15 protein-coding genes are annotated in these 23803 nt (G+C 53.6%); 9 read left to right on the top strand and 6 right to left on the bottom strand.

Annotation, left to right across the window (positions count from 1 at the left end; all coding sequences use genetic code 11):
* Positions 1 to 3 precede the first annotated feature (3 nt).
* From RCF31_RS03595 to RCF31_RS03580, 4 genes are all read left to right on the top strand, one after another.
* The gene (locus RCF31_RS03595) at positions 4 to 744 is read left to right on the top strand and encodes a response regulator (protein WP_299452887.1); all 741 of its coding nucleotides are present in this window, start codon (positions 4 to 6) and stop codon (positions 742 to 744) included.
* Positions 741 to 2036, top strand: coding sequence for an ATP-binding protein (locus RCF31_RS03590; RefSeq protein WP_416412524.1), 1296 nt, complete (start codon positions 741 to 743; stop codon positions 2034 to 2036). The genes RCF31_RS03595 and RCF31_RS03590 overlap by 4 nt, the downstream gene beginning before the upstream one ends.
* A 167-nt stretch (positions 2037 to 2203) precedes the next feature.
* Positions 2204 to 2974, top strand: a complete 771-nt coding sequence (locus tag RCF31_RS03585; RefSeq protein WP_416412523.1) for an alpha/beta fold hydrolase — start codon at positions 2204 to 2206, stop codon at positions 2972 to 2974.
* A gap of 20 nt (positions 2975 to 2994) precedes the next feature.
* Positions 2995 to 4182 (top strand): cytochrome c biogenesis protein DipZ, encoded by a 1188-nt coding sequence (locus tag RCF31_RS03580; protein WP_416412522.1) that lies wholly within the window; start codon positions 2995 to 2997, stop codon positions 4180 to 4182.
* A 36-nt stretch (positions 4183 to 4218) separates the two neighbouring features.
* Here the strand turns inward: RCF31_RS03580 and RCF31_RS03575 are convergent, their stop codons facing one another.
* Positions 4219 to 5640, bottom strand: coding sequence for an aldehyde dehydrogenase family protein (locus RCF31_RS03575; RefSeq protein WP_416412521.1), 1422 nt, complete (start codon positions 5638 to 5640; stop codon positions 4219 to 4221).
* 106 nt (positions 5641 to 5746) lie between these two features.
* Here RCF31_RS03575 and RCF31_RS03570 point away from each other — a divergent pair, with 106 nt between their 5' ends.
* Together RCF31_RS03570 and RCF31_RS03565 are read left to right on the top strand one after the other, a co-directional pair.
* Positions 5747 to 6652 (top strand): LysR family transcriptional regulator, encoded by a 906-nt coding sequence (locus RCF31_RS03570; RefSeq protein WP_416412520.1) that lies wholly within the window; start codon positions 5747 to 5749, stop codon positions 6650 to 6652.
* A 262-nt stretch (positions 6653 to 6914) separates the two neighbouring features.
* Positions 6915 to 7814 carry a diguanylate cyclase gene (locus tag RCF31_RS03565; protein WP_416412519.1) on the top strand — a complete coding sequence of 300 codons (900 nt, stop codon included), beginning with the start codon at positions 6915 to 6917 and terminating at the stop codon, positions 7812 to 7814.
* A 13-nt stretch (positions 7815 to 7827) separates the two neighbouring features.
* Here the strand turns inward: RCF31_RS03565 and RCF31_RS03560 are convergent, their stop codons facing one another.
* Complete coding sequence (locus tag RCF31_RS03560; RefSeq protein WP_416412518.1) at positions 7828 to 8289, bottom strand: RES family NAD+ phosphorylase; 462 nt, start codon at positions 8287 to 8289, stop codon at positions 7828 to 7830.
* On the bottom strand, positions 8286 to 8729 hold the full coding sequence (locus tag RCF31_RS03555) for an antitoxin Xre/MbcA/ParS toxin-binding domain-containing protein (protein WP_416412517.1): 444 nt from the start codon (positions 8727 to 8729) through the stop codon (positions 8286 to 8288). The genes RCF31_RS03560 and RCF31_RS03555 overlap by 4 nt, the downstream gene beginning before the upstream one ends.
* 264 nt (positions 8730 to 8993) lie before the next feature.
* On the opposite strand from RCF31_RS03555, the gene RCF31_RS03550 reads away from it, so the two are divergent.
* A complete protein-coding gene (locus tag RCF31_RS03550; RefSeq protein WP_416412516.1) occupies positions 8994 to 10106 on the top strand; it encodes a lactonase family protein in 1113 nt (370 codons plus the stop codon).
* 65 nt (positions 10107 to 10171) lie between these two features.
* On the opposite strand, the gene RCF31_RS03545 is transcribed toward RCF31_RS03550, so the two are convergent.
* Positions 10172 to 15694: a hypothetical protein gene (locus tag RCF31_RS03545; protein ID WP_416412515.1), complete on the bottom strand. Its 5523-nt coding sequence runs from the start codon at positions 15692 to 15694 to the stop codon at positions 10172 to 10174.
* A 150-nt stretch (positions 15695 to 15844) separates the two neighbouring features.
* A complete protein-coding gene (locus RCF31_RS03540) occupies positions 15845 to 20413 on the bottom strand; it encodes an ATP-dependent helicase (protein ID WP_416412514.1) in 4569 nt (1522 codons plus the stop codon).
* A gap of 114 nt (positions 20414 to 20527) precedes the next feature.
* Between RCF31_RS03540 and RCF31_RS03535 the strand changes: the two genes are divergently transcribed.
* Entirely contained in the window at positions 20528 to 21079 is a 552-nt protein-coding gene (locus RCF31_RS03535) for a YbhB/YbcL family Raf kinase inhibitor-like protein (RefSeq protein ID WP_416413202.1), read from the top strand.
* Positions 21080 to 21136: 57 nt separating this feature from the next.
* On the opposite strand, the gene RCF31_RS03530 is transcribed toward RCF31_RS03535, so the two are convergent.
* Positions 21137 to 21949: an IclR family transcriptional regulator gene (locus RCF31_RS03530; protein WP_084874699.1), complete on the bottom strand. Its 813-nt coding sequence runs from the start codon at positions 21947 to 21949 to the stop codon at positions 21137 to 21139.
* A gap of 325 nt (positions 21950 to 22274) precedes the next feature.
* On the opposite strand from RCF31_RS03530, the gene RCF31_RS03525 reads away from it, so the two are divergent.
* Positions 22275 to 23801, top strand: a complete 1527-nt coding sequence (locus tag RCF31_RS03525; RefSeq protein ID WP_416412513.1) for a sugar ABC transporter ATP-binding protein — start codon at positions 22275 to 22277, stop codon at positions 23799 to 23801.
* Positions 23802 to 23803 lie beyond the last annotated feature (2 nt).

Raw genomic sequence — 23803 nt, 5'->3', positions numbered from 1 at the left:
GTTTTGGAGCATATTGATCACATCCTGGTTGTTGATGATGACCGGGATATCCGCGAACTGGTCACCGACTATCTGATCAAATCCGGCTATCGCGCCACCGGAGCCGCCAATGGCCGGGAAATGCGTGCGCTGCTGGCGGCCAATGCGATTGATCTGGTGGTGCTGGACATTATGATGCCCGGCGACGATGGCCTGACCTTATGTCGTCAATTACGCAGCGATCCGCAGCGTAATCTGCCGATTCTGATGCTGACAGCACGCAGTGAAGACAGCGACCGCATTCTTGGGCTGGAAATGGGCGCGGATGATTATCTGATCAAACCCTTTGTCGCCCGTGAACTGCTGGCGCGGATCAAAGCGATTCTGCGCCGCACCCGTGCTTTGCCGCCGAATCTGCAAATCACCGAGACCGGTCGCTTGATCGCGTTTGGTGACTGGCAGCTGGATACCTCGGCGCGTCATCTGCTGGATAACGAAGGGGTGATTGTGGCGCTGAGCGGGGCAGAATATCGCCTGTTGCGCGTGTTTCTCGATCACCCCCAGCGGGTATTAACCCGTGACCAGCTACTGAACCTGACGCAGGGACGTGATGCCGAGTTGTTCGAGCGTTCCATCGATTTGCTGGTCAGCCGCCTGCGTCAGCGTTTACGTGAGGATGCGCGCGAACCCGCCTACATCAAAACGGTGCGCAGTGAAGGCTATGTGCTGGCGTCGCCGGTGATGATTAAAGAGGTCAATCTATGAGGCTGTGGCCGCGTTCGTTGTTGTCCCGGCTGGTGCTGATCGTGCTGGTGGGACTGGTGCTGGCGAACGGGATGACGGTGGTCAGCCTGATGATTGAGCGCATGAGCAGCGCCAAAACCGTGATGCTCGGCAACCTTGAATATGACGTGGCGACCAGCGTGGCGATCCTTGATCATCTCTCCCCGGCAGAGCGGCCGGGATGGCTGGCAAAACTGGAACGGGGCAACTATCGCTATGAACTTTCGCCAGGCCAGGCTGGCCCCTGGCCTGACAGCTGGCGCGCGCGCGATGCCATCCGTTCGCTGCAGGAGACGCTCGGCGGGCACTATCCCTTAACCTTCAGCAATATCCCCGGGCCGAAGTTGCATATTCAGGCCCATATCACCTTGCATGATGGCGCACCGCTGACGCTGGATCTCTGGCCACGCATGCCTGCCATTGCCCGCTGGTTGCCGGTGGTGTTGTTTGCTCAACTGGTGCTGCTGGCATTCTGTGCCTGGATCGCGGTGCGGCAAGTGGTGCGACCTTTTATGCGTTTCACCCAGGCAGTTGAAGGGCTGAAACCCACTCACGCCAGCATCATGCCGGAAAGCGGTCCGGCAGAGGTGCAGCAGGCGGCACGTGCCTTTAACGCCATGCAGCTGCGCATCCAGGATCATCTGAAGGAAAGGGCGCAGATTCTGGCCGCCATTTCTCATGATCTGCAAACTCCCATCACCCGTATGAAGCTACGGGTAGAAATGTCGGAACAGCCGGAACTGCGCGATAAGCTGCTGGGTGATTTAGATAATATGAGCCGGCTGGTGCGCGAAGGCATTGATTATGCGCGATCGGCACAGATACCGGATGAAACGCCACAGCGGGTGAGCCTCAATGCGTTCCTCGATAGCATCGCCTGTGATTATCAGGATGTCGGCAAAGCCGTGACCTTTTTGCCCTGTAGCGGCAAAGATAACTTCAATGTTCGTCAGCAGGCGCTACGGCGCATTATGACCAACCTGATTGATAATGCGCTGAAGTTTGGTCATCAGGCCGAGGTGTTACTGCTGAACGGCGCGGATGGCAGTATGGCGATCCACGTGCGTGATAACGGGCCAGGTATCCCGGAAGCGGAGCTGGACGCGGTGCTGGAACCTTTCTATCGCGTCGAGAATTCACGTAATCGTCATACCGGGGGTACCGGCCTGGGGCTGGCTATCGCCGCGCAGCTGGTCAGCCAGATGGCCGGAAGCCTGACGTTAAGTAACCGGCCGCAGGGTGGGCTTGATGTGCAGATCCTGTTGCGTGAGTAAAAAAGTCCTCCTTTTGTAGCCTTATGTATCAACACCACCCCCGGATATTTACTGAGACAAAAAGGGGGGATTGCGGAAACGTCGTGAACACATCAGCTGGGTTAAATAAGCGCACTGCCAGATAACGCAGTGGTTCATTTCACTCCATCACATTCACGAGGTTTCCGATGAAAAAGTTTCTGTTTAGTACCCTTGCTGCTGTCACGCTTACCGCTTCTTTTGCCTCTCTCGCCGCGCAGGAAAATCCCGCGGTCAACACCGTGGTGCTGGTGCATGGTGCCTTCGCGGATGGCAGTAGCTGGAATCGGGTGATTCCGCTGCTGCAATCTCATCACGTCAAGGTGATTGCGGTACAACTGCCACTGACCTCCTTACAGGATGATGTTGCCGCCACCCAGCGTGCCATCGACCGCGCCCCGGGCAATGTGGTGCTGGTGGGGCACTCGTGGGGCGGTACCGTCATCACTGAAGCGGGCAATAATCCGCGTGTGAAGGGCCTGGTATATGTCGCCGCCTTCGCGCCTTCCGCCGGACAATCGACCGGGGATCTGGCCGGAAGCTACCCATCCCCGCCAGGCAGTGCCGGTATTGCCAAAACGCCGGATGGTTTCCTTTACCTGCCTGCGCCAACGGTGGCGCAGGATTTCGCCCAGGATTCGCCCGCCAGCCAGCAAAAACTCCTCACCGTGACCCAGGGGCCGATTCGCGCTGCGGCCTTTGGCGACAAAGTGAGCCACGCAGCCTGGACGCAAAAACCGAGCTGGTATCTGGTCAGCACGGAAGACCGGATGATTAACCCGGATCTGGAGCGGGCGATGGCGCAGCGCATTCACGCCAGCGTCAGCAGTGTGGCGGCCAGCCATACCTCAATGCTGAGCCACCCGGCTAGTGTCGCTCAGGTGATTACCCGTGCCGTTGACGGCGTGAACGCTCAATAATCACTGTCTGGAGGTGAGCCATGTCGTTAATTATTGCGTTTCTGGCGGGGATGCTGACGTTACTGAGTCCCTGCACATTGCCGGTCATACCGTTTGTTTTTGCCAGTGTGCGCGGCAAAAGAGGGCAGATGGTGGCGTTGCTGGCGGGAATGGTACTGATATTCACCGTTGTTTCCCTGCTGATTTCGGTGGCAAGTAGCTGGGTGACCCAGGTGACGGCCGCAGGGCGCTGGCTGGCCCTGCTGTTCCTGGCACTGACCGCCATCACGCTGTTGTCCACGCGGGCGGCGCACTTTATCACCACGCCTTTTATGCTGCTGGGCAACCGTATCAACAACGCCAGCAACCAGCGTACTGGCCTGACCGCAGCGTTGCTGGCCGGGATGGCGATCGGTATGTTGTGGTCGCCGTGTGCAGGGCCGGTACTCGGGGCCATTCTTAGCCTGGCGGTTACCGGTCAGCATGCCTTTTCAGTTGGCCTGCTGCTGGCGGCCTACGGTGCCGGGTGTGCGTTGATGCTGGGGGTATTGTGGTATGCCGGGCACGAATTACTCATTCGTCTGCGTCCCGGGCTGGCAATGATGACGCGTTTGCGCCAGGGAGCCGGGGTATTGATGCTGGCGTCGGTGGTGCTGCTTGCCAGCGGCAGGCAGGGGGCGTTGCAGGCGGCTCCAGTGCTGGCACAAAACCTTGAGCAGCGCCTCAGCCACTTTCTGCCAGCCAGCACGCCGAAAATAACCCCGGTGCCGGTGGTTGAACAGACACAAAGTGCCCTGCCGGGGCTGGAGGGCGGCACGTCCTGGTTCAATAGCACACCTCTTAGCCGGGCAGATTTAAAGGGCAAAGTGGTGCTGATTGATTTCTGGACCTATGACTGCATCAACTGCCAGCATACGTTGCCGCATGTCCGTGACTGGGCGAAGAAATACCAGGCGGATGGCCTGACGGTGATCGGTGTGCATACCCCGGAATATCCGTGGGAGCGGGATCCGGCGGCGGTCGCCCGGGCCATCAAACAGTGGGGGTTGCCATACCCGGTGGTGGCGGATAACAACTACAGCATCTGGAATCGCTTCGGCAATATGTACTGGCCCGCCCATTATATTTTCGATGCCCACGGCCAGCTGCGTTACACCGCGTTTGGTGAAGGCGATTACGCCGGGCAGGAGAAGGTGATCCAGCAGTTGTTGCAGGAAGCTAAAGCGTAAAACAGCGCCGCTACCGTAGCGGCGCACTTTATTGCGTTACCGTGCGAAGGTTAACGCGCGTGGCTCCAGATACGCGGTAATCCCCCATTGGCCCATTTCCCGTCCGATGCCGGAGCTGCGGAACCCACCAAAGGGCGCGCGCGGTTCATGCGCCAGGGTATTAATCATCACTCTTCCGGCCAGAATCTGCTCACCAACCTGACGGGCTCTGGCTTCATCTTCGCCGATCACCAATGCTGAGAGTCCATACTGGGTGTCATTAGCGATAGCGATCGCCTCTTTCTCATCACGGTAGGTTAACAGGCTAAGTACCGGGCCAAAGATTTCATCCTGCGCGATGCGCATGTCGTTGCGAACATCAGTAAATAAGGTTGGTTTTACATACCAGCCCTGGGTCAGAGGTTCTGGTCGGCCGCCGCCTCCGGCCAGCAGACGCGCACCCTGCTGCGTACCCATCTCAATGTAGTGCTGAACACGTTCCCATTGCTGCTGGTTAATCATCGGGCCAATGGTGGTGCTGACATCAGCCGGATCGCCGGATATCTGTCGTTGTACGGCGGTAGTCAATGCGCGCTCAAACTCGGCTTTACGCTGCTCAGGCACCAGAATGCGCGTCCCGGCGATGCAGGCCTGCCCGCTATTGATAAAACCCGCCTGCACCGCAAGTTCGGCTGCACGTGCGGCATCGGCATCGGGCAAAATCAGGGTGGGGGATTTGCCTCCCAGTTCCAGCGTAACGCGTTTAAAACTGTCTGCGGCACTGCGCAGGATGGCTTTGCCAGTGGCGGTGGAACCGGTAAAGGAGATTTTTGCCACATCCGGGCTGGTGCTGATGGCATGACCCACCGTCGCGCCACGACCGGTGACGATGTTAAAGACACCGGGCGGTAATCCGGCGCGATCCAACGCCCTGGTGACCACCTCAGTTTGTAGTATGCTGAATTCACTCGGTTTGATCACCGTGGTACAACCGGCAGCAATGGCAGTAGCCAGTTTATGGCAGATAAAGCCGGCATTGCTGTTCCACGGGGTGATCAGTCCGGCCACCCCGAGCGGCAGCATTTGTACCCTGGCGCGTCCTGCCTGTTGCTGAAACGGGTAGGTTTGCAACTCCGTCATCACCTGTTTGATGACATCAGCAGGATAGGTGGCCATCCATTGCGAACGTGAAGACGGTGCGCCATATTCTTCACGCACCGCCTCGTGCAGTTCCTCTTCACATTGTTGCAATGCATGGAACATACTTTCCAGCAGCGCCAGTCGTTGCGCGACGCTATAACCGGCAAACGCAGGGAAGGCGGCTTTGGCGGCGGCAATGGCTTGCAATGCATCGGTTTCGTTGGCCAGCCGGGCGGTGCCGATCACGCTGCCGTCTGCGGGTCGGATAATATCAAGCCATTCGGTACCTGCCGGGATGACAAAGCGGCCATTGATGTAGATGTGTTCGATTGAGCGCATGGGCTGTTCTCCTGTCATGCTGTTGTGCAAAGAAAAGTAGCACGCACGCGATGTCGCTATAATCCGCCTGACCCTGCAAAGGGTATTGCGTTTAACGGAATAATTGATGAATCGAATCGGTATCAGTGAACTTGAAATCATGCTGGCAGTGGCGCGGCGTGGCAGTTTCAGCGGTGCAGCCAGTGAGCTGGAAATCTCTCCCTCTGCTGTGACCAATGCCGTCGCAGGGCTGGAAAAACGGCTCGGTGTGCGTCTGTTCAACCGAACGACACGCAGTGTCGGGTTAACGGAGGCCGGGCGGCGTTTTATGGTGAAGATTGCGCCTGCGGTCGAGATGATCCGCAGCGCGTCTGCGGAGATTGCCAGCCTGCCAGCCGATCCTGCCGGGTTACTGCGCATCAATGTCCCGCCGGAAAGCTGTGCGTTGTGGTATGACGAAATTCTGCTGCCATTTCTTGCTCGCTACCCCCGTATCCGGGCGGATATCCATAGCCAGAAGGACAAGGTGGATATTGTTGCCGCAGGCTATGATGCGGGCATTCGCCTGGAGGATGATATTCCGGCCGACATGATCCCGGTAAAACTGACGCCGCCGTTGCGCATGATCCTGGTCGCATCGCCCGACTACCTTTCCCGCGCGGGGACGCCGCAACAGCCTGAACAGCTTAGTGAGCATTGCTGTATCTGTATGCGTATGGCTGATGGCAGTATTTACCGCTGGGAACTGAGCCATCAGCAGCAAAACTATAAGGTGCAGGTGGAACCGTTGCTCACCGTCAATGATCTGGCTTCGGCACAGAAAGCGGTAGTGGGAGGACTGGGGATTGCCTGTATGTCAGAGCGTCATATTGCGGCAGATGTACAGGCGGGCAGGGTGATACAGCTGATGCCGGAGTGGCAAGTCAATCTCGGCGCGTTGTGTCTGTACTATCCCGGTCATCGCTTAGTCCCTCCCACATTAAAAGCGCTGACGGAATTTATTCGGGAAGTGATGACCACGACGGACCTGTAGTAGCGCGATGTATCGTGCATATTACTTTACATATATTTGATGTGGATATTTAACATCTGCCTCATATTCGCGACAAATAAAACATAACCTCTATAATTTAATTGCCATCCCGGCAGTTAAAACAATATGTTGCGTGACATGACGTTGCATTGCTCACAAAAAATAAACTTAGTCACCAGGATGATTCTTTTTTACAAAAACAATCAAATCTATGATTTTATTTTTGTAATCTTGTCCATAGATTTTAAATTGTGGAGGAGTAATGCAAAGGACCATCTACGATATCGATGTTGATATCAGGAATTTGAATCATGCCATCAAACATCATTATGAATGGTCAAACAGGCTACTGGAGATCAGTTTGTTTGGCGGCGATTTCGATAAATCATTAGAGGATAAAAACTCTCACGGCTATTGCGATTTTGGTAAGTGGATCGATGCTGCACTTATCAAATATGACTTTAACGAAAACGATTTACTGCGCATTTCTGACTCCCATATAAAAATGCATCAAACAGTCAGGGATATCATCGCGGCAATTAAAGTGAATGCATTTACCCACTCGCAACTTAAGGAGTATTTTTATAAGCAGAAAAATTTCCTCGATGCTGTAGATACTTACAAATCCAGGCTGCTGGCAAACCGCAGTGCTTATGATGCATTGACCGAATTACCTATGCGTAACAAACTGATAAATGATTTTCCACGGTTACAGGCACGATGTGCGCAGAGTGATAAAGACCTTTATTTGATTATTATGGATGTCGATCATTTTAAATGTGTGAATGACAGATATGGTCATAATGGCGGCGATACGGTGCTTAAAGGTCTGGCTAATCTCCTGCTGGGTGCAATGCGCAAAGATGAAAAGTGTTACCGCTATGGTGGCGAGGAATTTGTGATTTTAGTTGAAGGTGAAAATCTTCACGCTATCAAGAAAATAATTGAACGACTGATGATAAAGATCCGTGGTGAAACGTTTTTTTATGAAGATAATATCATTAATATAACGGTGACCTTTGGTATTTCTCCGGCTAAAACAGATTGTTCACTGGAAGATATTATCGCGTTTGCTGATAAGGCGATGTATCACGGCAAGCAACATGGCCGGGATGTTTGTATGCTAAATCATAATGATGAGATTGGGATACTTTATAAATAACCATCGCTAAACATTAGCGAGCAAAACGTTCATCGAAACGAAAGGGGATCGCCACGGCATCCTGCGCAAGGAGACTGAATTGTGGATGTTCGGGGTTGAGCAGGTAATTAAACTCAACCGGTGACAGGGAACTGGGTACGCGTAACGCAACCGAGGCCTGGCTCTCGCTCCAGAAATCACCAAACTGGCGCAGTGCCGCAGGTGCCTGCGCCGCCGCCCAGTCCTGCGGTAACTGTGCGACATCAATCCACTGGATCAAATCATCTGGGACTTCGATACTCAGCAGGGTGAAGAAATCGAGGATGCTGGCGCTTTGCAGATGGATCAGGGTTTCCAGCATGGTGAGGGAGGCCGTTTCGGAGGCGTAAACCATGGAGACGCCGATGCTGTTCCAGCGACCGCCACCCTCCCTGGCACCGTAGCCGCTCCATGCTGAACTCAGAAAGCGGGTTTTGGTCATCCGATAAAGCTTCACGAATAGACGCCATGCTCAAGACGGGTGATCAGTTTCAGCACTTCATAGGCACCGGTTTCTGAGGCGACCAGGTCACCGGGTTTCTGGTTGCCGAGCGCACGAACGGGTTCGTTCAGCCATTGCAGCGCCTTTTCTCTGTCGCCTTCAAACAGTTCTACGGCACGATCCATCACCCGGATAAAGCGAACCAGACGCTCGCTTTGCTCTGAGGTAAAGCGATTTTTCAATCCACGAGTAAAGGTGGTGCCGGGAATGCCGGTCATATGGCGCAGATCGGCCTGGGTGATACGCGCCCATGATACGATACGGCTGGCAACGGAACCCTCCAGACCTGCGTCAATCTGCCCCATCAGTAACACGCCATCGGCACTGTTTAATCCGGCAAATTGCCACAAACGTTCCGGTTCGTGGGATGTGGCGGGGAGTGTGAATTGCTTCATTGTGCACCTCCATTTGGTTAATTCATTATAACCATATGGTGATGGTGTGCAAGGTGAGCAACGCTGGCTGCTTGAGATGTTGAGCCGTCCGGCACCAGTGAGCCAGCGCACAATCCCACATAAAACTTTTTCGGCCACTCCGTGCTAACCCACTGAAAGTGGATACTATCTGGACATTTGCCCAAACTGTCTCGGGCAATCACACCTTACCGCCCGGATTCACGCCAGATACGCTGCTCCGACCCTGACCTGTGGAGAAAAATAATGAAAAATGTTATGCGTCTGGCGTTACTCTCTGCCCTGGCTTTCAGTGGATCACTGATGGCACAAACCTTCGTCTATGTGTCTGAGGCCAGTGATGGCAACATTGCCCGCTATGCCCTGAATGATAAAACCGGGGCGCTGACCTTACTGGGCCAGACATCGGCAGGCGGTAAAGTGATGCCGATGGCGCTCAGCCCCGATCATCACCGTTTATATGCTGCAATTCGCAGCCAGCCATTGCGGTTGGTGAGCTGGACGATTGATGCGCACAGCGGTGACCTGACACAGGCGACCGAGGTGGCAGCCGCGGCCAGTTATCCTTATATCAGCGTCGATGGTCGCGGGCGTTTCCTGTTAGGTGCCTCGTATGATGGTGATGTGGTTCATGTCTATCGCCTGGCGAGTAACGGTAAAGTGGAAGCACCTCCGGTTGCGGCGTATAAAACCGGCCATGTGGCGCATTCCGTGATCACCGATGCGACCGGGCACTCGGTCTATGTCGGCAATCTTGGCACTGACCACGTGTTGCAACTCAATTTAACCCCGGACGGCAGCCTGACACCGATTGGTAAGGGGTATGTGGAGACTGCTGCGGATAACGGGCCGCGCCATTCGGTGATGTCACCGGATAACCGTTATTTGTATAACGTGGGTGAGATGGGGGGCGTCATTACGCAATTTAAGCGCCAGCCAAATGGTGCGCTGGATAAGATCGCTGAATGGCCCAATGCAGTCGCGGCGCAGTATCAGTTGCAACATGGTCGTGAACGTCCGGCAGATTACAACGATCCGACACCACGTATCTGGGCAGCAGATATTCGCATTACGCCCAATGGTCGTTTTTTGTATGTGACGGAACGCACCAGTAGCACGGTGACTGGATACCGCGTGAATAAAAATGACGGTAAATTAACGTTAATTGGCAGCTGGCAGGTGGAAAAACAGCCGCGCGGCATAGCCATCTCGCCTGATGGTAAATGGCTGATTGCCAGTGGAGAGAAAAGTAATGTGACGGGTAGCTATGCCATCAATTCACACAGCGGGGTGCTGAAACGCGCAGGTAGCGCCCCTGCCGGTGGTGATGCGAACTGGGTGACGGTGGTGACGTTTTGATGATGTCATTTTGATAAAACAATGTCGCGGCGCAATAAATCGTGCCGCGACGAATTGCCCGTGTTCTAATCTGAGTTGGCTGAATCTTTTTTCGAGGTTGAAGCACTCGCATTAACTTCATCCAACAGTGCCGTGCCTGCCTGCAATACTAACGACTTTAATAAGTCAAATTTGACCAATGCATCTTTTTCAATTTCCTGATTCGGTTCCAGATATTCGTGTGCGACTTCTGCTACGCGATGCCAGAGGCTGATCATAAAATCTGCATTCTGTTTGAAGAAATAGAGCAGGAATCTATGATTGTTATAGGCGATATCCATCAGCGATCGTAACTCCACGCGCTTTTCTAACGCTTCATCACTAAAGCGGTTGTGATAACGGTGGGCGTTTTTTCTTAAATATTTACTCATGAAATTCCAGATTTTATCTCTATGCAGAGCGTCCGTAGTATGCCTCTGTAGTTGGTCGCAGTAGCGATCAAGAAAATCTGTATCACGCATCAGATATTCAACCATGTGATTTTTGTCAGAAAGCAGTTCTTTGCCATATTGTTCAAGGCCGCGAAAAGTGAATTTTTTTATTGTATTGTAGGTGTCAATATACACTTCAGGTGGCGTATAGGCAAAGTCTAAACCATTATTAATATGATCGAATTCATGGATGGCTATTTGTTTGAAAATATCGTCGTTCGGTATTTTTTGGGTGTAAATATATTTATGCTTATCAGCGATGGTGGTGAAGGCAATATCCCCGGGGCTGAAAAGTAATTTTTCAGCATCATCTTTGAAACATCCGCCAACTAACTGACCATCTTTCGCATATCTCTCCTCAAAAACACGAAAGCGGTCAGGGGTGAAGGCCAAAATATTATTTTGTAACCTTCTGAAGTCAGAGGTGAATGATTTTACCTCATCATCAGTGAACGTTTGCCCGGTAAACTCTGAAAGAATACTACTCATCAGTCTCGGGTGCAATTTGTTGTTAAAAAGGTTACTAATCATTCTGGCCTGAGCATGTAATTCATTGACATTATCCTTGAGCTTCTTGAAAAAATCAGGGTATTTTTTTTCCAGGTCATATTTGTTCTTTGTTTTTAATGTGTATTTTGGATCATCCTGATCATCGGGTGGTGATATTTTATCGAGAATCTTGTTTATCCAGCGATTGGCCTTCATTTCACGCTCAGGAAATTGACTGTAATATAACCTTACCTTGTCTTTAAATTCCCGATTTCGAAAGTTAAATACTTTTATGTTTCTATCCAGATTTTTCAGTTCCTGTATAATCTTATCCGCTTTAGGGTAAAATAAATCCTCTTCCGGATATATGGTGTGGAACAGCTCAATTGCTCGTGAAAATTGCTTAAATCCTGAATTAATTGTTGCTGGTGTTTCCCATCTTGCAAACCTCTCTATAAATTCACTGGCAGCAGGGTATTTCCCTCGTATAAAATCAACTGGCAAAATTCTTCCCAACTCTTTCATCATATTACGGCACGCTATTTCAGCAAAGTGAGGTGGGGGTGGTAGTTTGCTACCTTCCTTAATTAAATTTTGCATCGCTGTTTTACGTTGATAATCCTCATAGGGATTTAATGCCATGTAGCCATATGTCAGCGGGCTGATCATGTCAGTATAGAACGGGGCTTTAGTGGAAACGTCACGTTGTGCCCGCATTGGCTTTCTATTGTTATTGATGGTATCACCATGCCAGGAGGTAAATATGTCATTGAATTCACATAATTGCTGGAATTGAATTCGATTTTTCTCATCCTTCCATTCTGTGATTATGGTGTTACCATCATCTCGCTTGACCCAAAGGCGTACCGGTTTCCATCCGGGATAGGTGATTAAATTATTGAAAAATGCATCAGAGATATTTGCGTTGTTAAAATTAATCTCTGAGAATTCTTTTTTAAAAAACACTTTTCCATATTTATCGGAAGTACGCATGTCCTGTTCCATTCGTTCGGTCTTTAATGCATCAAGTGTGCCGTTTTCGATATGAGATAAGAAATTGGTAACGCTTATGGTTAATTCCTGATTATGCAGTGCAGGGCGAAGCACTTCATATTTGGTAGGGAGAAGGAATAAGTTTTTCTGATCAAGCCGATAGTTTTTTATACCCTGGGTGGTGTTAGTTCTGCAATAAATCTGGTCTGTGACGATGTTCCAGCGAACATCAAGAATTTTCATCCGAGCAGGAAGCTGTCGGATATTAAGAGAAGTGTTATGTAACATCCATCCCAAATCGGTATTAAACAGTGTCGAATTTGCCAGGTAATTCCTTACCTGACTATCCTCAAGATACATTTGTTCCTTCACACGCGATGCGTCAGTTGGGTTCAGGCTGACCTGTGGGGAAGTGTGTTTGGTTTCCTTTCTGATATTTTCAGTGATCTTTCCGACAACAGAACGCGCAACCGTGGCGAAAAACTTTACCAGTTTGCTGCCTTCCCCTTCAGGGGTTGCATCATAAAGGCATATTGCCGCATCCTCAAGGGTCAGCAAAACCTTCTTTAGGGTGTCTGGTCCGGCGGTAATATCATTCAGTGCCTGTTTGCACGATTCAACCGGAATGAACTGCGTGGCTAAGTTTTCGGAAAAATCAACCACAACATCCCAGGTTCCCGGTGACGATGTTGTGACTGTGGTGATTTCAGGGAAACGTATATTAATAATACTTTGACTTAAACGTTGCATATATATCTGCCAGTTTTCCCTTTCATTAGCGGCAGGAACGGATTTTTTGTCGCTGACAAAAAACGTGGTTTGCGCCAATTGATTAGCACCCTGGGCAGATAAACGTGCCACAAAAGCGGTTTTACCTTGCTGATTAAGCCAGTTAGCGTAATGATCTCTGGTGTGGAAATGTGTGGAATCATCATAGGCTAATGGTGCAGCAAAATTATTTAGTACCGGGATTTCAGAAATGAAGTAGCAACGCCTGATACGCTCGAAGTCTGCTGTCACAATAAAACCAATAAAATGGCGGTGTTTAACGGACTCTGACGCATTCTCTGAAGTGATGAAATAAACTTCCAGTCCCTGTGGCTCCTGCGAAGCAAACAGAAAAAAATCCTGGTCGACCGCAGGAATCTGTTCAAAAGCCAGACGGCAGAGTTGCTTTTCCACATCAGCTAAAGCCTGATAATCGCTTTTAAGATGTGTGTTCTGCTCTCTATATTGTTGCAGATCGTGGTAAATTTTATGATTGAGATACAAAGCATGTACCAGCAACCGGCCTTCCACTTCGAGATAATTGAGATAATCACTCAGCCTGTAAGTGCTTTTTTTAAGCAGGTCATCATAGCGGGAAAACTTTCTTAATAAATAATCATCTGAGAAACGGAGCAGAGATTGCATACCAAACTTTTTTAACTTATCTCCAGTTAGTAGATTCAGTTTGTTGTCATTGGCAATGGTGCCCGCAGCAACGGTTAAAAGCACGCCATTGGTAGAAAGCACGGCTTCGTCACTGACATCATCTTTGTTTATCAGACGGAAGCAGGGAAGATGATTTTTAATGAATTCCAGGTGGAGAAACTGCATTTTTTCAATGAACACCTCACTTTCCAGAAAAGCGGGTAGTGCTTCATCAGCATTTATCACGGAGGCCAGCAGGTTGTTTTTAAATCCATTTTGCAGATCAATGACCAGATTTTCTAGCGCTGAAAATTTAGTGCTGGCGGGTTTTACCATCGCCAAAATAGTATTAAAGGTTGCGGACAGTAATTTCCCCGGATCGGGTATCAGACGGTCGATCTCGTAGAGCAGGATATCGGTCAGATGATGTTTTCCCTCCGGAGCCTGTACCCACGCATTCAGTAATTCTTTATTATTCGCAAAGGGTGAGCGCTCAAACAGTGACGTGGCAAATTTGAGTGCCTCTGACTCGTCATATGCACAGTCCTGGTTATTATTGATCACTAATTTTCTGATGATGATGGCGATTTTTTCCAGCGGAGTAGGTTGCGACGTGACGGATTCTGGCAGGGTAAGCAAATAAACATGAAGTTTGTCTTCAATCTGAGTCGCTGGAATTTGGCTGAGCCACTGCTGTGCCTGTACCAGCATGTCATCAAGATCGCGGGCAATAAGGGGGGGGCGTTTTATTCTGCACGACCCCTGCGGTTTCGCTGTTTCAGACGGACCAAATAAGCGCGTCAGACTATCCTGAGTGACCGCAGGCAGCGGTGTGGTGCTACCAGGCAGGGATGCGGTTGTGGGGGGATTTCTGGGGAAGGTAAAGGGATATAACATTAACACCCTTTTATTACGATCAAACAGGTTGAGCGCATAGTCAACCTGCTCAGCAGACAGCATTGGCGTTGACGATACAGCCTGCACTGTGGTCGTTTCGCCGTAGTCGTAAAATGGCCATTCATCGAAACCGTCCATGGGTCCAAATGGATCGAGGTCATTTTCATCAATCACCTCAGGCTGAATATCCTGTGCTCCAGCGACGGGCAGGAGATTCCAGCCTGAGAGCGGCGCAACCAATGTTTTCCGTGCGGCGTTGGCAGCAGGGCAGATACCGCTGTTAATTGGCTCGCTCATCCCATCGATTTGTAGCGGGAGACGGTAAAGTGCAGAAGAATAGCCTGTCGTGGCGGTATTTAACTCCCGGCCGATCTCAAGATCTAAACCGTTGTTATTGCTAACACAAACCTGTGTTGCCAGATTGCCTTCAATACCTACACCCGCGATTTCAATCTCTGAGGTCTGGTTATCAAACCTGTTCACCCTATCCGAGGGACATTTGGGAATACGCAGGCAAACCGACTGTCCCTGCCTTAGCAGCAGCGGTGGCAGGGAAATGTCGGCAGGCAGGTTGATGATGGATTTGAACCATAATTCTGCGGCGGGTGATGTTTCCCCAATGATAACCGAACTGGCATTCAACATCTGCCTGGGTGCCGTTGTCGCAGAGGACGTGCCGAGGGTGAGCAACGTAGTATCCAGATAAACGCTGACATAGGGTGCCAGCGCATTGATCAGCGGGAGCATCAGCGTTGAACGGGGGTGCCAGAATGCCATCTTTTCCAGGCAGCCTTTGAGTTTCTGCTCAAACTTGCGGTAAAGGTGACGATCTTCTTCCGTCAGGCTATTCAGCCATTCTTCGCGCTCCGCAACATGTTCTTCGACACGTTGCAATGCCACGCTGGCACCTTCAGCCGTTGAGGCGGAAAGCATCAGTTGGTTTAGCGCATACAACTCCTCATTCAACCCAGCGTTGTCCGACGTGGTCAGCAGCAGCCTGGGTAGCTCACTGTGTGCCTGATCGAGTGCCCGCTGCTGTAGCTGGCAGAACGACCAATGCAGCAGCAGTTGTGCAGCGGCCAGTACCGGCCTTTCCACTCCGTAAGAACTGGCGCGGATCAGGGAAGCGAAATAGCTATTGAGATTGCTCAGACTCTGCCTCACCACTTCAGGCGCTGAGTGTGGCAACCGGTGATTACTGGAGAGTCGTGTCAGGCTGTTGCTCAGGGTCCGGCATATTCTGCCGAGTGAAAATGCCGTTCTGCTGGTGGGTTGTAACGCTGCATGGCCTGCGGTTGGTGAGAAAATATGAGCTGCATCCGTCAAAAGAACCTCCCTGGATTGTGAATTGTTGATAAGAGCATCAACAGGAGGCTAAAACCTGGATACGACTTCCCGTTTTTACAAGGAAGCCAACATGATGAAATGATGAAAAATTTCTGAGTTTACCCCGGATGCGCCAGGCAGGAAGCCTGCTTACCCATACCAGCTATATCCCCGCGGCACACGGGAAAATCCGATCTCTTTCAGAGCCGGAATTATCGGCGATTGCCCGACGGGTGTCTCATCAATGCGCTCCAGCGTAAAGCTGAGATGCTTCTCGCGTTTGAGAGCCACACCCAACGCCAGTATCGCGGCATGTAACTCTTCGTGACCGGACCCGGCAGTAAAAGTCATCAGCTCTTTGCCACCTTGTGGCAGATAAAGCATCACCCGACCCTGCGCAATCACCACCAGTGCGCCATTGCGGCGCGTGGGACGATTACCGCTCAGACTCAATGGCCACGGCAGTTGCACGCCAAAAGGGTTGGCCGGATCAAGTACTGCAAGAGCCACCGGACTGGAGCCGCTATGTGGGCTGCTGGCGAGCTGGCGCAGACGGTCAATCGCCGTATGGTCAGCAAACTGCGCGGCACCCATCCCGGCAACAAACCGCCCGCGTAACAGCCGTCCGGCATCTTCCATACCACGCAGCAGCGGTTGTAACGCCGGAAATCCTCCTGGCACCTGTTCTGCAATGGCGGCTCCACGGCTGATGACGCCAAAGCGATCCAGCATATTTTCTGTCAGCGCCAGCGCGCGCTCGGTATCGGCAAGGGGCGGGCGCATAATTAGCGACCAGCGGCCCGCCATGCTGTTGAGGGTGGGGCCGGTGCTGATACGGGCAGCGGGCGCGCTATAGCTGATGCGTCCGCGCCGGGGGCGGCTGGGACGGGAACGCGGTGTGCTGCTCTGGCTGCTCAGGGTGCGCAGTGCTGACCAGGTGTCGGTGGTGAGATAACCGCGCCAGGCCAGATCCCACATTGCTTCGTAAACTAATGAGGAATCAGGCGTTTCATCCATCAGACGCGGTAACAGCTGGCGCACAAACCAGCCGCTGCCGTCCTGCAACAGCGCCAGGATCGATTGTTGTAGCGGTGTCAGTGCCACGGTTCTCCCCTCGTCTGGTGCAGGCAGCGTTTCAGCGGCGTAGTCATTTAAATGCAATGACACCAACCCCTCACTGGCCCCCTGAGCGCGTTGTCCGCTCCAAATCACTTCGCCGCTGGAGAGCAGTTCATCCAGCATTGCGGGCTGGTAATCACGCACCCGGACAGGAAAGATTTGGGATTCCCACAGCGCAGCGGGCAATGCGACGCCTGCTAATTGTTCGATCACCCTCAGCACGCCGTTGGTACCACTAAAAGCGCCCTGGGCCTGACGGGCGGCGGCATCGCTGAATACGCCCTGACGCTCCAGCAACAGGGTGACATAGACCGCCTGATTCACCGGTTTAGTGGCTTCGCGCGCCGCCTGCAACGAACGGATGCGCAGACGACGGAATACGGATTCCGCCACCCATTGCGCTTCGTCGGTGTCGCCTGCGGCAAAGTCGCCTTTCAGCACCTTGTCTTGCTGGCGCAGCACCTCCAGCGCATCGTCGGCGACGGCACGCCCCAGCCCGAAATGCCGGGCCATTTGTGATGCCGTAAACAGCGCGTGAGTGCGGGCGAAGCGGTTGACCAGATCGTATAACGGACGTGCTACCGGCTGGAGTAGCACGGCGGGTAAGGTATCGGGCACGCTGATTCCCAATGCATCGCGCAACCGCGCGGCATCCTCAGTCACCGCCCAGCGCGTGTCACCGGCCATGTTGACCGGGAAAATCCGTTGTGCCTGCTGTAGCGCCGTTAAACCGGTATTCAGTGCTTCTTCGCCGCTGTAGCGTATCGCCAGTTCTGCGGTTGAAAGGGGACCGATTTCACGCAGCAAATCCACCAGTGCTTCGCGACTGCTGGCGTGATAATCAGGCAGCGTGCGTTGTAATTCCTGCTCCACGCGGGCGACTACCTCGGGAGCCAGTAATTCGCGCATATCGACCTGACCCAGCAGGTCACTTAATAGTTTGCTGTCCAGCGCCAGCATTGAGGCGCGTTTCTCCGCCTGGGGGGCATCGCTGGCGTACATAAATTCTGCCACGTAACCAAACAGCAGCGGGGCGGCAAACGGTGAGGGCGAATCGGTACTGACCTCCACCAGCTGAATATCTCCCTGTTGCAGACGCAACATCAGATGATGCAAGGCGGGTAAGTCATAGACATCCTGTAAACATTCGCGGGCGGTCTCAATCAGGATGGGAAAATCATCAAACTGGCGGGCAACTTCCAGTAACTGCCCGGCACGTAAACGTTGCTGCCAGAGTGGCGAACGTTTACCGGGATTGCGTCGTGGTAACAGCAGCGCACGCGCCGCACATTCGCGAAACCGGGCGGCAAAAAGCGCCGACTGGCCGACGGATTGAGTCACCACCCGTTGTAGCTCATCAGGCGCAAACAGGAACATTTCAGCGCCGGGTACACGGCCTTCACTGTCCGGAAAACGCGCGACAATGCCATCATCGCTGGCGACCACGGCAGGATCGAGACCCATTATCCGACTGATGCGTTCTGCCACCGCCAGTGCCCAGGGAGCATGCACGCGCTGGCCGTAAGGCGAATGCAAAATCACGCGCCAGTCGCCGGTTTCATCGCGGCAACGTTCAATCAGTAAGCTGCGGTCAGTTGGCAAGGTGCCGGTTGCCTGGTGCTGTTCGGCAATCAGCGTCTGAATATTATGGCGCGCATATTCATCCAGGGTATCGCCCGGGGAAGCACCCTGATCAATGGCGCGCAGATAGCGCCCAATGGCCTCACCGAGTGCCGCAGAGCGGCCAACCCCCTCGCCATGCCAGAAGGGCAGACGCGCCGAACGTCCAGGAGCAGGTACCACCACTACCTGATCATGCGTAATTTGCTGAATGCGCCAGGAAGTGGCTCCGAGGGTGATGATGTCATTGACCCGCGATTCGTACACCATCTCCTCATCCAGTTCGCCCACGCGTCGCGCGCCCGCCTGTTCTTCGCCTTCGGGCAGCATGACGCTGAACATACCGCGATCCGGGATGGTCCCGCCGCTGGTGACGGCCAGATGCTGCGCGCCAGGACGGCCACTGAGAGTGTGGTTGTGGCGGTCCCAGATGATGCGCGGGCGTAAATTGGCAAACTCATCGGAGGGATAGCGTCCGGCCAGCATATCCAGCACCGCATCAAAGGCGGTACGTGGCAGGGTGCGGAAAGGGTCGGCACGCCGGACCCGCTCAAACCAGCCATCAACCTGCAAGGTATCCATCGCGGCGGCAGCCACCGTATGCTGTGCCAGCACATCCAGCGGGTTATGCGGCGGGGTAACGGCATCCAGCTCACCGGCCAGCATGGCATTCACCGTCACCGTGGTATCCACCAGGTCCCGGCGCGTGCGCGGCCAGAAAATACCCTTAGGGGTGCCGCCAACCTGGTGCCCGGCGCGACCCACACGTTGCAGCGCACTGGCGACCGACAACGGTGCGCCGACCTGCATCACCAGGTCGATATCACCCATATCAATGCCCAGTTCCAGACTCGATGTTGCCACCACGCAGCGCAGCTCTCCCGCCTTGAGGGCGGTTTCAATTTCCAGCCTTTGCTCTTTCGACACTGAGCCATGATGCGAGCGGGCGATAAAGGTATCAGGCGTTTGCACACGTTTTTCGGTGCCACCAGTGAAGGATCCGTAGCCGAAGGATTCTTCCGGTTCTGTTGGTTGTTCCCCCAGCCGCCGCGCGTAGAGTTCGTTGAGGCGCGCGGTGAGTTTTTCCGCCAGACCGCGTGAATTAGTAAACACCAGCGTGGCCCGATGGCGCAGCACTTCGTCGAGGATCCCGGCTTCGATATGCGGCCAGATCGACCCGGCGGCCAGGGTCGCATCCTGAGCAGCGCGCGCATCGGGACGCTGCTGAATATCGGTCATATCGGCAACCGGGACGGTGATGGTCAGTTGCAGGGGGCGTTTTGCGTCGGGGTTGACCACCCGTGTTTCACCCGCACCACCAAGGAAACGTGCCACCACCTCGGGTGGGCGCACCGTCGCTGAGAGACCGATGCGTTGGGCTGGCTGGGCCAGCAGTGCATCGAGTCGTTCCAGACTGAGCGCCAGATGAGAGCCGCGTTTGCTGCCCGCCACCGCATGGACTTCATCGACAATTACCGTTGAGATGCCCTGTAGCGTTTCGCGTGCTTTGGAGGTCAGTAGCAAAAACAGCGATTCCGGCGTGGTAATCAGAATATCGGGTGGACGTCGTTGCAGCTGCGCTCGCTCGGCACTGCGCGTGTCACCGGAGCGCATCCCCACCGCCAGTGCGATCTCCGGCTCGCCTTGCTGGCGGCGCAGTGCTTCAACGCCCGCCAGCGGCATTTGCAGATTGCGCTGGACATCAGCGGCCAGCGCTTTAACCGGGGAGATATACAGGATGCGGGTTTTGTGGCTACGTTCGACGGATGCTGCCTGGCTTCGTTCACGAAACAAGGCATCAATCGCATGCAGAAAAGCCGCCAGCGTCTTACCGGAGCCGGTAGGGGCGATCACCAGACAGTTTTTCCCGCTGGCAATGGCCTGCCATGCTTCGGCCTGGACCGGAGTCGGGGCCCGAAACGCAGCACGAAACCATTGCTGTGTCGCGGGTAAGAAATGACTGAGTGCTGCATCTGACATCCGGATTCCCTGATTGCTTAATCGGTGCATTTCTCAGTTTAGCGAAGTCGAAGGAGGAAAATCAGGGTATATACTTGTTTCTTTGGTTGGTTTCTTCATCAACAGGAGTGAATGATGGTTATGTTGAAGCGCGCGCTGTTGCTGGCGCTATTTCCGGCCTCAGTGCTGGCCGCCCCGATTTTTACCCTGCAATCATCCGATTTTACCGATAACGCGATGCTGGAAAAGGCATTTGCCGGTAACGCGCAAGGCAATCCTTCCTGTACCGGTGACAATGTTTCCCCGGCCCTGAGCTGGTCCAATGCGCCCGCCGGGACGCGCAGTTTCGCCCTGATGATCACCGATCCGGTGGGAGGAAAGGGGCTGGGCGTCACGCATCTGGTGGCCTATAACATCGCCGCCGATCGGACTTCGTTTGCCCAGGGAGAACTGGCAAAAGGTACCGGTTACACCGGGGGCAAGAACTCTCCCGGCACCACCCGTTACTACGGCCCGTGTCCGCCGGTGGGAAGCGGCGTGCATCACTACAACTTTGTGCTGGTTGCTACCGATTTACCGCCTGACCAGTTACCGGCGGGGTTAACCCATGATGCGCTGGTGGCGAAGCTGAAAGGGCATGCGCTGGGGGCCGCCACCCTCGTCGGGCGATTTACTAACGATCAATAACTCCCCACCGCACGGATCCGTAGCGGCGCGATAAATCGCACCGCTACCAAATTTCCGTCAGGTGTTGTATCCCAGTTCTTCAGAAATGGCGCGGGCGGTGGCGACCACCGGCCCCATCAGCTTTTTCACCCCGATCTGTTGCATCTTGGCGGTGGGTAACGATATCGATACCGCGTAAGGCACGCGTTGCTGGATATCGAACACCGGGGCGGCAATGCATGACACGCCCAGCTCATTCTCTTCGCGATCCATCGCCGTTTGTTGCTGGCGGATGTTTTTCAGTTCTTCCATCATTTCCGGCAGTGTGGTGATGGTGTTTTTCGTCAGTTGCTGGATGCTGTCCTGATGGCTTTGCCAGTATTCGGGCAGATAATCTTCACTGCCCCAGGCCATAAAAATCTTACCCATCGCCGAGCAGTACAGCGGCATATGCTGGCCGATATAGGCGCGAGTGCGCATCATCCCGGTGGTGGGTTCCAGCTTATAAATCAGGATCACATGGTCATCTTCGCGGCTGGAGAAATTGACCGTTTCTCCCACTTCTAAGTTCAGCTTTTCCAGATGTGGGGCCGCGACATGAATGATGTTGAGCGAGGAGAGCGCCTTCTGCCCGACAGAAATAAATTTGGTGGTTAAGCGATAGCTGCCAGGCGAGGGGGCCTGGGTGACATAACCACTGCTGTGCAACCCCTGCAACAGGCGGTGCACGGTACTCTTGTTCATGCCGGACAGCTCAGAAAGATGGGCCAGCGGACACCCGTTGGGGTAATTGCTTAACAGTTCAATCAGTTGCAATCCACGAAACAGGCTCTGTGTCCCCAGCGGCTTGTCACTCTTTTCTTCCTTTGCTTTATCCACTTTAACCACCATCCACGCTTCCTCTCAGTTTTCCTGCTCCGGTAAAAGAACAGTCGCCAGATGTTAACTCAGACACTTCAGCCTGGGAATCCTTCGCCAGTTTTAGTGTGACTTTTCGCGAAAATCCACCCCCGCTGGAAGTGAGTGATGCATCACAATTCCGCAACAGAAAATATAACTACCTGTTTATTAATGAATTATATCCCGCTCACTTCTTTGCTTTTCGTGCGCGTCAGGAATAGTATTTTTTGGAATCGTATTTCGCATGTTGAAATTTAGCGGTGTTTTCAGGTTGTCGCCGCTGTTGATGCTCACCAGGAGTTTGCAGGAGGCTGTAATGCAGCATAGCCCGGGAACACCGGTTCTTACTCTGAGCCATATCACCAAACGCTTTGGCGGCAACCCCGCCGTGAATGATGTCAGCCTGGCGGTTTATCCCGGCGAAGTCCTTGCCCTGCTGGGAGAAAACGGCGCCGGAAAATCCACCCTGATTAAAGTGCTGGCCGGTGTCTACAACCGTGATGAAGGGGATATCCGTTTTCACGAAACCAGTATCGGCTCTGCCGCCAGCCTGAAAACGGCGACGCACCAGCCGATTGCGTTTATTCATCAGGATCTCGGTCTGATCGAATGGATGACGGTGGCGGAAAATATGGCGCTGGTGATGGGGTTTACCCGTCGTCTGGGGCTGATCGACTGGCGTGCCGTACGTGAACGTTCACGGGCCGCGCTGGAGGAAGTGGGCATCGTACTGGACCCGGACGCCCGTGTGTTCGAACTGTCGCGTACCGAAAAGTCATTGCTGGCGATTGCGCGTGCGGTGGCGGTCAATGCAGAAGTGCTGGTGCTGGATGAACCGACCGCCTCCTTACCCGCTAATGATGTGCGCCATCTGTTTGATGTGATTAACCGGCTGAAAAGCCGCAAGGTCGGCATGATCTACGTGACTCACCGCCTCGACGAAGTGATCGAAATTTCCGACCGTATCTGCGTGATGCGCGATGGCAAACATGTGGCGGAAGGCAACACCGCCGACTACCAGCTGCATGATCTGGTGGAGATGATTGTCGGTGAAGCACTGGAAGAGAATCAGCGACAGCCGTTACCCGACGCGCAAAAACCGGTGCTGGTGCTGGACCAGCTGTGCATTGATGAAGTGGGGCCGGTCAGCTTTAGCCTGCAACCCGGTGAAATGCTGGCGCTGGCAGGTTTACGCGGTGCGGGTCAGGAGGAGATTGGCCGCCTGCTGTTTGGTTTGCGTCAGGCCACCGCAGGCAGCATCCACTTTCGCGATCAACCCTATCAGCCACAAACCCCGCAGCAGGCAATGGCCGCTGGCGTATCGCTGGTGGCAGGCGACCGTACCGGTGAAAGCCTGGTGATGTCGATGAGCGTGCGTGAAAACCTGTTTCTTAATCCCTGCGCCAGTGGCCATCGGCTGCTGTCACGCTACGGACGTCGCGCCGAAATCGGTGCCAGCTGGTGGAAGGTGCAGCTGTTCGATGTCCGGCCTAAAGACGTCAATCTCGATATCAGCGCCTTGTCCGGCGGTAATCAGCAGAAAGTGGTGATGGCGCGCTGGATGCACCTCAACGCCCCGTTATTGATTCTGGAAGATCCGACTGCCGGTGTGGATGTCGGTGCGCGGGAAGAGATCTATCACCTGCTAAATAAAGCGCTGGCTGACGGCATCGCGGTGCTGGTGATTTCCAACGACCTCGAAGAGATCGCCCATATCTGTAACCGCGCACTGGTGTTTAACCGTGGCCAGGTGGTGGGTGAATTAAAAAATGAACAGGTGACCTTTGCCGGTTTGCTGGAGCTGGCCTCTGCCAGCAGCGCTGCCCCATTAACCACCGTCTGAAA

The organism is Pantoea sp. App145 (assembly GCF_047947045.1).
Lineage (GTDB): Bacteria > Pseudomonadota > Gammaproteobacteria > Enterobacterales > Enterobacteriaceae > Pantoea.
This window is presented reverse-complemented; position numbering and strand designations above follow the sequence as displayed.

Excerpts from the sequence above, each read along its gene's own strand:
- RCF31_RS03590 (WP_416412524.1), top strand. The coding sequence starts at position 741 with ATGAGGCTGTGGCCGCGTTCGTTGTTGTCCCGGCTGGTGCTGATCGTG.
- RCF31_RS03525 (WP_416412513.1), top strand. The coding sequence starts at position 22,275 with ATGCAGCATAGCCCGGGAACACCGGTTCTTACTCTGAGCCATATCACC.
- RCF31_RS03540 (WP_416412514.1), bottom strand. The coding sequence starts at position 20,413 with ATGTCAGATGCAGCACTCAGTCATTTCTTACCCGCGACACAGCAATGG.
- RCF31_RS03555 (WP_416412517.1), bottom strand. The coding sequence starts at position 8,729 with ATGAAGCAATTCACACTCCCCGCCACATCCCACGAACCGGAACGTTTG.
- RCF31_RS03580 (WP_416412522.1), top strand. The coding sequence starts at position 2,995 with ATGTCGTTAATTATTGCGTTTCTGGCGGGGATGCTGACGTTACTGAGT.
- RCF31_RS03550 (WP_416412516.1), top strand. The coding sequence starts at position 8,994 with ATGAAAAATGTTATGCGTCTGGCGTTACTCTCTGCCCTGGCTTTCAGT.
- RCF31_RS03530 (WP_084874699.1), bottom strand. The coding sequence starts at position 21,949 with ATGGTGGTTAAAGTGGATAAAGCAAAGGAAGAAAAGAGTGACAAGCCG.
- RCF31_RS03575 (WP_416412521.1), bottom strand. The coding sequence starts at position 5,640 with ATGCGCTCAATCGAACACATCTACATCAATGGCCGCTTTGTCATCCCG.
- RCF31_RS03585 (WP_416412523.1), top strand. The coding sequence starts at position 2,204 with ATGAAAAAGTTTCTGTTTAGTACCCTTGCTGCTGTCACGCTTACCGCT.
- RCF31_RS03565 (WP_416412519.1), top strand. The coding sequence starts at position 6,915 with ATGCAAAGGACCATCTACGATATCGATGTTGATATCAGGAATTTGAAT.
- RCF31_RS03535 (WP_416413202.1), top strand. The coding sequence starts at position 20,528 with ATGGTTATGTTGAAGCGCGCGCTGTTGCTGGCGCTATTTCCGGCCTCA.
- RCF31_RS03570 (WP_416412520.1), top strand. The coding sequence starts at position 5,747 with ATGAATCGAATCGGTATCAGTGAACTTGAAATCATGCTGGCAGTGGCG.